Here is a 7830-nt window from a genome sequence, read left to right as displayed (position 1 = left end):
ATGCCTCACCTCGACCTCAATCCGATGGTGTACCGCAAGGACGCGCTCCAGGCGCACAACGGAAGCCACAACTTGTTGTAAACCGCGATTGGACAGGCGGGCACCGCACAGCGCACGCACACGGCGACGAACGGTCCCCGTCGACAGCATCCAGGCCCCTCCCTGCGCAACGCGCAACCATGGTCCCGAAGCAAGCATCCAGGTGCTCTCAAAACACAGCAACATCCCTTCTTCGTAGAAGAGGGTGTTCTCGCGCCTGAGCTACACGCGCTCTCGTAACAACTCACCAACAAGGCCATCCGGAGCGTTGGAGAGGGCGGTGCCTCAGGGGGCGGGATCCCACGCTTCTGGGCCAGCGCCTCTCCACTCCACGAAGTCGGGGTCGGTGAGGTCGACGTCCTCCGCGTCCTCGAGCCCGGCCGCGGCGAGGAAGACACGGATGTCGGCCGGGCGGTGGGCGACCCCGATCGCGATGCCGTCGTAGCGGACGCGGCGCCAGCCCTGTGCGTCCGGCGGGTAGACGATCAGCTTGGCGGACATGCGCCCAGCCTCCGCTCCGGCTGCTCCGGGAGCACCCGCCCGCATCCGAACGGGTGACGCCCAAGGCGGCGGCAGGCAGGTCCGGCGCCGTTGGGGGGCGCTACCGAGTGTGCCCTCGCCGGTCCGCCGGCCGCGCGGGCAGGCAGGTGCGGAGCTCATGTGCCTTGCGGCAGCAGGGGTCACAGGACGGTGCCGTGCAGGGCGCGGCGGTCGCCGGACATCGCGTAGCGGCGGGCGGCCAGGCCGTGCTCGAGGGGCTCGCCGATCTGTTCACAGAGCAGCGCGAGGATGTCCGTGGCCTGCTCGTCGGACAGGTAGGCGGGGGCGACTTCGAGCATCAGCTCCCCCATCGCGTACGTGCTGGCGACGAGGTTGTCGACGACGGCGCGCATCTCGGCGACGATCGGGTCCGCCGACGGCTCGGCGGGCGGCGGGGGCGGGGCGGTGCGGACGTCGCGGACAGCCTGGCGGACCACGGCGCGCACCGTGGGCTCGTCGAGGGCCGTCAGGCCGCTGTCGGCGAGTGCGGCGAGTCGGCGGGTGATCAGTTCTGCGACATTGCTGCTGCGGCCGGAGACAGCGATCAGGGCCCGCTGGGACAGGCCGTAGTCGAGCGCGACCCCGGCGTCCGGGTCGTTGTCTCGCACACGAGACACCTCGGTGCCGGCCGCGACGGCGCCGTGGATCGCGGCCAAGGCGCGGGCGACGTCGAGGAGCCGGTATGCCTGAGCGCGGCTCATGCCGAACTCCGTGCCGCAGTACGACTCCCACGAGGTGTAACGGAGCGGTACCCAGACGCGGGCGGTGTGCGCGCCTCGGACCCGGGCGGCGAGCACCGCCACGGAGCGCTGGACATCCTCCATCGCCTCGCGCAGTCCCTCCGTCACCTTCTGGGCGCCAGCCACGCTGAGCAGCGTTCCGACCTGGTCGGCGACGTCGTCCTGGTCTTGGTCGTGGGTGCCCATGAGTCCATCGTCCTCCGGGCAGAGGGGAGGAACCAGGGCGTACGGAAGCGCGGGTGCCATCCGACGGCGGATGATCTTGCCTGTTTGCCAACAGTCTGGACTGGCTGGTGGCGGGTGTCCTCAGCCAGTCACTGCTCGACGTCGTGGTCGGCGATGGAGAAGAGGACGACGGCCAGTTCGTGCACCACCTTCTCGACGGCCAGGACCTGCGTGCGGACCGGTGCGGGAAGGTGCGCTCGCTCCCACAGGGCCACCGGTTGATCCGCGGGGCGGGCCGCCCACAGCTTTTCGAGGTCGACTGCCGTCTTCGCCAGCGCGTGCACCGCATTGGTTGCGACGGAGCCGGCGGCGTTGCCCAGCGGGTCTCCGGCGTTCCCTCTCGGGCCGTACGCCACGAATTCGGGCAGCTCGGTGAGGGCGAGGTACGTGGAGCTGATGTGGGGCATCCGCAGCACCCGCTGCACCCAGGCGGGGCCGGGCACCCCTGCGGGCAGGCTCGGGAAGTCCGGCTCGGCGACCAGGGTTCGGTGCAGGATCTCCGCGAACCGGCGGTGTTCGCGGGTGGGGGTCCACAGTCCGCCGCGCAGGGCCAGCTCGAGTCGGTCGATCTGGGCCCGGGCATAGGACAGCGAGCCCGCCCATTCCGGCTCAAGATCCGGGATCCCCGCTGCCCGGACTGCGCGGGCCCGGTCCCCGATCGTCAACGGGAGTGGCTCGGTCCCGTCGCGGGTGTCTGCGAGCTCCCGTTCGTCGGCGATGTGCGCCGCAACGTTGTCGACGAGCACATGACGAGCACGGTGCCGACGCTTCTCGTCCCCGACAAGCTCGCGCCAGCCCTCCTCAGTGCGCTCGCGCTGTTCGCCGGTCTCCAGCGGCCCTTCGTGCAGGCGCTCGGTGTAGGCGCCGTCGACCCAGGCACACAAGGTGGGCAGCTCGACGTCGTCGACCAGGACGTCCGCCTCGCGCGCGGCGCGGCATGCCGCGAGCGCCAGGAGCGCGACAACGCGCATCCACACGGAGTTGAACTCGGCGACGTCGGGGGCGTCCGGGCGGCCCGGACGCGGTCCCCTCGGGCCGGGGTCGGCCCGGTTGTCGTAGCCCGTGTGCCACACCACCAGCGCCCCACAGGTCATCACCGCCCGCCGCCACGCCACCATCCCGTACGCGAGCTCGTTACTCCGCTCCCAGCTCTGACCATCAGCCACAACTGCCCCCTCCCACGACCTGGCTCACTCCCGCCACCTCGAAGGCTACGGACACGGCTGCTCCTTCATCCGCCCAGGGCGGAAGCGATTGGCGAAATCGCCTCGAAGGTGCGCAGCGTGCCAAGGCCCCGGACCAAGCAGCACTGTTCGGGGCCTTGGACGTGGTGCTGTTAGAGCTGGACGTCGATGTGGTCCACGTCGGTGAACTCGACCAGGAGGCCGCCGGCGCGGCGGCCGCGGTCCTTGAAGTAGATCTCCTGGAATCCCTCGGCGGCGATGTCGAGGAGCTGCTGTTCGGTGGCGCCTTGCTCCTGGGCTTCGAAGAGGCGGGCGGCGTAGTCGGGGGGCAGGGCCTGGGTGAGGTGGCGCATGCGGCCGTCGTCGGTGGTGCCGGATGCGGCGGTGTAGCCGAACCGGGCCCGGGTCTCGATGACGATTCCGCCGCTGGTGGCGGCGGCCTTCTTGGCCTTGGCGCGGATCTGGGGCTGCCACCGCTTGCGCACCTCGCCCGCGAGGCGGGCGGCGAGTTCCTTGCGGGGCCGCTTGAGCTTGCCGCTGATGTACCGCTCGACGGTGCGCTGGGAGACGCCCAGGGCTTCGGCTGCGGCCTTGGTGGACTTGAGCTGCTTGGCGAGGTACTTCATCTGCGCCTGTGCCGACTTGGGGGCGGGGCGGGTGAACGCCTTCGCCACCGCCTGGTCGAGGCTGTCCCCGAGCTTGCCCATCGCGGTCTACTCCCCGTCGTCGACGGCGCTGTGGCCGCCGCTCTTGATGATGCGGGCGATGTTGGTGTCCGGTCCATCCTGCTCGTACTGGGCCTCGGCCCACAGAGTGGTCTGGCTGCCCTCGTACTTGACCAGGCCCGGGGTGACGCCGAGGCGGAACTGCCCGGGGCCCGGGGTGGCGGGCAGGAAGTCCAGCGGGCTGGGCCCGTCGGAGGGGTAGACGACGCAGTCCGAGTTGATGGCGACCGGGTACAGACCGAGCGCGGCCATCTTCATGATCTTGCGGTGCATGATGACCCGGCTCGTCGACAGGACGGCCGCACGGATGTCGGGGCGCCAGGTGGGCCGCGACAGCGCCGGCCACGGCTCACCGTGCTGGGCGCTGCGGGGCCGTTCGCGGAGCTTGCCGATGCCGCCCTTCGCCGTGGCCTTGATCGCGCGGAGCACCATCGTCAGCTCCGGGTCGGCGGTCTTGGACGCGGCCATCGCGTCGAGGAACGCCTGGCCCTCCAGGTCGGCGGTAACGCCGAGGTCGGCCATCGTGGCCAGGTAGGCGTCCTTCAGCCGCAGGTACCAGGGGTCCAGGTAGCGGCCGCTGTCCGGGCGCAGGTGCGCCTCGATCGGCGTGACCGGGTAGCCGAGCTTCACGGCGTAGGCGACGGACGGTGTCGCGTACCAGGCTGGCCCTTCCGGGCGCTCGCCGGTGCGGGTGAAGGGGCTGGGCAGGCGAGGGTCGAGTTCGACGTGGGACAGGTCGACGAGCCAGGAGCCGGGGACCTTCGGGTCGAAGGGCGGCTGCTTGACGTATTCGGGGGCGCCCAGGCCGACGACGGTGCCGTTGGAGGCGGCGGCGAAGGCCATGTTCACGTCGATGCCGACGACGTGGCTCTTGAGGCACTCCTCATCCGTCAGTGGCCGTCCCCAGGCGTACGTCTCCTCCATCAGCATCTCGGCCGGACCCCGCTGGTAGAAGCGCGGCAGGTCAAGGCTGGCGAGGACGGGGTGGCCGTCGGGGACCTCGCACGGCACCGCGGCCAGGATTCCCTCCGGGAGCGAACCGGGGATCCGCTCGCGCACGAAGTTGCCGTCGGCGTCCCGGCGCCACTCGCCGGTCTCCTCGTCCCGCGCGCGCCGCGACGGCGGCCGCAGCGCCGTCATCAGTTCCAGGCCGGTCACCGCGGTCGTGCCCCGCGGGGTCAGGACCCGCGTCGCGAACGTGCCGAGCATGCGCGCGAGCTCCGCCGCCGGCAGCGTGGTGGGCAGCACGCCCTTGTCCTTGTCGCCCCAGTCCCGGACGTCGAGCGCGTCCCAGGAGACGACGCACAGCTGGACGCAGCGTCGCTGTCCGCCCTCGGCGGGGCGGAAGACCCGCGCCCAGGGGCCGAAACCGCGCTGAGTCAGCTGCCAGTCGGCCTTCGCCAGCTGCTTGAGGACCTTGTGGCCCTCCGGGAGCCGGCCCGCCAGGCGCTCCTCGTCGCTCAGCTTCTCGGGCAGCCCGTACCGGACGGCGGCAGCCGCGGTCAGCACGACGAGCGGATCGGAGTCCTTGCCCAGCGGGTGCAGCCGGGGCGCGCCGAGCTTGGCGTGGGCGAGGGTCCACTCCACCAGCGACGGCAGCGACTTGGCGGGCACGTCGAGGACCAGGCCACCGGTGCAGTAGGCCACGACCTGTCCGTCCTCGGCGTCGAGGACGGCGAGCGGCCCGTTCGCGAAGCGCGGGTCCGTGGTGGCCGCCGTCGGGGTGGCGGGCTTCGGTGTCGCCCGCTTCGCGGCGGGGCGCCGTGACGACGAGGACGGCTCCGCGCGGATCGCGGGCACCGGCGACTCGACGGCGGGGGCCGGCTCCTGGGCCGTGGTGGCGGCGGGGGTGCCGGTGAACGTGGCGGGCGCCACCGGTGCGGCCTGCGGGTGCGCGCCAGTGCCGTACTGCGCGGCCCAGCCGTCCAGGAGCCGCTGGTACGCCTGGCGGCGCGGCGGCCGCGGCTCGCTGCGGCCGGACTCCCAGTTCTTCACCGACTGGGTGCTGGTCTGCAGTGTCTGGGCGAGCCGGGCCTGGGTAACGCCGGCGGTTTCGCGCAGACGGGCCCGTTCTGCCGGTGGCGGCATCTCGGGTTCCCCTGCGAGCAGCGCGTCCACGGCCGCGAACAGCTCTTCTTCGTTGGGCATAGGTCACCTCCAACACCCATCATACCGCATTCTGAACCTTAGATTTGCGTTTTACTTACCGCTGGATTTAACCTCAATTTTGCGTTGATCGTTGAGGACTGAAGCAGCAGGGCGGCTGGTGAGCCCGAAACAGAGCGGGGAGTCGCTTTGAGAGACGAGGACGTCGTCCCAGTCGCCCTGACCGAACGCCGGCACAACGAGATCCTGGCGACGGAGATCCTGCCGACCTGGACCGCGCAGGCCGTCCCGCAGAGCCAGCCGGTGGTCATCGTCGTCGCCGGCCCGGCGGGCGCCGGGAAGTCCCGGCTATGCGAACTCCTATTGGCGGTTCTCGCCCGGCGGGGTGGCGCCGTGCTGATCGGCCGCGACCTCTACAAGAAGGCCCATCCCCAGTACGCCGAGCTCATGAGGGAAGACGACCTCACGGCCGGCGTGCGGGTGCGCCCCGACGTCCTGCGGTGGCAGGCGGAGGTCGAGGCGTACGTACGCCGGAGACGGTTCGACGCGGTCTTGGAGGCCCCGATCGCCGATCTGGCGGAGGCCATCGCGACGACCCGTACTTGGCGTACGGCGGGCTACCGGGTCGAGGTGGTGGCGCTGGCCACGTCGGAGGCCGAGGCGCAGCTCAGCGGGCTAGACCGCTACCTGACGCAGGTCGAGGAGGAGGGTGTGGGCCGGTCCGTGTCGTGGGGCAACCTCGACCAGTGCACGCGGAATCTGCCCTTGTTCCTGGAGGCCGTCGAGGCCGAACGGCTCGCGGACCAGGTCATGGTGGTCCGGCGCGGGCTTCACGTGCTCTACCGCAACGAGCTCACCGTGGACGGAACGTCCTGGCGCGAAGAGGAGGGCGCGCCCGAGGCGTTGGTGGCGGAGTGGGGCCGGCCGTGGACCGCGCCGGAGACCTGGCAGTTCCGGCGCCGCATGACCAGTACGGAGCAGCGGTTGCACCCGGCCGTGCTCGCACCGGAGCGCCGCCTCGCGGTGGCCGGAGGGCTGGAGCGCGCCTTCGCCTTGGCCGAGCCGGTCCGCCGCATTGCCCAGCCGCTCACCGTGCCGCCCGGCGTCGACTACCACCGCCTGTCGGCCAGCGAGCACCGGTGGATCTTCGACGAGCTGTACGTCCCGATGTTCCTGAGTGCCATCACTCCGCAGGACGACCCCGTCAGTCTGTACGTGATGGGCGAACAGGGGTCGGGGAAGTCGTACATGGCTCGCATGCTGCGCCGGGCGTTACGCCAGCGCAAGCCCATCGGGATCGAGGGCGGCCGCTTCAAGATGCTCCACCCCGACTACCGCCGGCTCCTTGAGGAGGAGCCGCGTACCGCGTCCGCGCGGATCAGGCCGGACTACCGGGCGTGGCAGGAGATGGCCGAGGCGTACGTACGTGCGCACCGCGGGGACATGCTGATCGAGATCGCCCCAGACAGTGTCGGCCACTTCCTGACCAGCGCGCGGCGCGACCATCGGGCGGGCCGGCGCGTGGAGCTCGTCGTGATCGGGGGGCGTGCGGCAGACAGCCGGCTGGGGACCGCGACGCGGTGCGCGGAGATCGCCAGCCTGGGCGTCCAGCCGCCGCGGTTCACCGCGACGGCCGCGCACACCGCGACGGTCACCATCATGCCCACCGTGGCCGACGCCGCCGAACGCTCCCCGTTCGTCCACCGCGTTTCCGTCGTCCGCAGGGACCTGACCTCGGTCTACCTCAACGAGCGCACCCCGGACGGCACCTTGAGCGGACCGCCCCGGGCCGGCGCCGTGGTCGAGGCCGAGCAGCGCCGTCCGTACACGTCGGCCGAAGCGGCCCAGTTGCTCGCCACCCTCAAGCGATTGGACAGGGAGCTGCCGCAATACCGGTCGGATCTGGTCGAGATCGCCGCGCTGGCCTGGCCCCTGATGCCCGCCCACCTGCAGCCGCGCACCCTCCCCTTCACGACCACCACGGCGATGCTGCCCGTTCTGCAGCACACGTCCGTCTACCGGCCGCCCAGTTCCTGGGCTCGGGCGGCGTAGCGGGCCGCGATCTCGGCCACCTCCTCCGAGCTGGCATCTTCCTCAAGCGCGAGCAGATCGGCGGCGCACACGGCCAGCTCCGCCTTCAGCGTCTTCAGGTGCTCGGAGCCGGGGCCGACGGAGCCCTGCTCGTCCCTGATCTGTGCCATGTACCAAGCCCTCACCTTCTCCACTAGATACGTGGCGGTCTCGGGGCTTACGTGCTCTGACAAGGTATTT

Annotated in this window: 7 protein-coding genes; 1 reads left to right on the top strand and 6 read right to left on the bottom strand. The window is 71.1% G+C overall.

Annotation, left to right across the window (positions count from 1 at the left end; translation table 11 throughout):
- Positions 1-324: 324 nt before the first annotated feature.
- The 5 genes from ACWGDE_RS14730 to tap all read right to left on the bottom strand — a co-directional run bounded on the left by ACWGDE_RS14730 (position 325) and on the right by tap (position 5601).
- On the bottom strand, positions 325-540 hold the full coding sequence (locus ACWGDE_RS14730) for a hypothetical protein (protein WP_453389361.1): 216 nt from the start codon (positions 538-540) through the stop codon (positions 325-327).
- Between the two features lie 179 nt (positions 541-719).
- The gene (locus tag ACWGDE_RS14725; RefSeq protein ID WP_453389360.1) at positions 720-1505 is read right to left on the bottom strand and encodes a hypothetical protein; all 786 of its coding nucleotides are present in this window, start codon (positions 1503-1505) and stop codon (positions 720-722) included.
- Positions 1506-1633: 128 nt separating this feature from the next.
- Positions 1634-2710, bottom strand: coding sequence for a hypothetical protein (locus tag ACWGDE_RS14720; RefSeq protein ID WP_453389359.1), 1077 nt, complete (start codon positions 2708-2710; stop codon positions 1634-1636).
- 170 nt (positions 2711-2880) lie between these two features.
- On the bottom strand, positions 2881-3435 hold the full coding sequence (gene tpg / locus ACWGDE_RS14715) for a telomere-protecting terminal protein Tpg (protein WP_453389358.1): 555 nt from the start codon (positions 3433-3435) through the stop codon (positions 2881-2883).
- 6 nt (positions 3436-3441) lie between these two features.
- Positions 3442-5601 (bottom strand): telomere-associated protein Tap, encoded by a 2160-nt coding sequence (gene tap, locus ACWGDE_RS14710; RefSeq protein WP_453389357.1) that lies wholly within the window; start codon positions 5599-5601, stop codon positions 3442-3444.
- 147 nt (positions 5602-5748) lie between these two features.
- On the opposite strand from tap, the gene ACWGDE_RS14705 reads away from it, so the two are divergent.
- Positions 5749-7611 (top strand): zeta toxin family protein, encoded by a 1863-nt coding sequence (locus ACWGDE_RS14705; RefSeq protein WP_453389356.1) that lies wholly within the window; start codon positions 5749-5751, stop codon positions 7609-7611.
- On the opposite strand, the gene ACWGDE_RS14700 is transcribed toward ACWGDE_RS14705, so the two are convergent.
- Positions 7575-7823 carry a hypothetical protein gene (locus tag ACWGDE_RS14700; protein ID WP_453389355.1) on the bottom strand — a complete coding sequence of 83 codons (249 nt, stop codon included), beginning with the start codon at positions 7821-7823 and terminating at the stop codon, positions 7575-7577. The genes ACWGDE_RS14705 and ACWGDE_RS14700 overlap by 37 nt on opposite strands.
- Positions 7824-7830 lie beyond the last annotated feature (7 nt).

The organism is Streptomyces sp. NPDC054956 (genome assembly GCF_053609185.1).
The sequence above is the reverse complement of the archived record's forward strand: the minus strand, read 5'-3'. Positions and strand labels throughout refer to the sequence as shown.

Bases quoted from the DNA above. Each gene is read 5' to 3' on its own strand.
- ACWGDE_RS14725 (WP_453389360.1), bottom strand. From the start codon at position 1,505: ATGGGCACCCACGACCAAGACCAGGACGACGTCGCCGACCAGGTCGGA.
- tap (WP_453389357.1), bottom strand. From the start codon at position 5,601: ATGCCCAACGAAGAAGAGCTGTTCGCGGCCGTGGACGCGCTGCTCGCA.
- tpg (WP_453389358.1), bottom strand. From the start codon at position 3,435: ATGGGCAAGCTCGGGGACAGCCTCGACCAGGCGGTGGCGAAGGCGTTC.
- ACWGDE_RS14730 (WP_453389361.1), bottom strand. From the start codon at position 540: ATGTCCGCCAAGCTGATCGTCTACCCGCCGGACGCACAGGGCTGGCGC.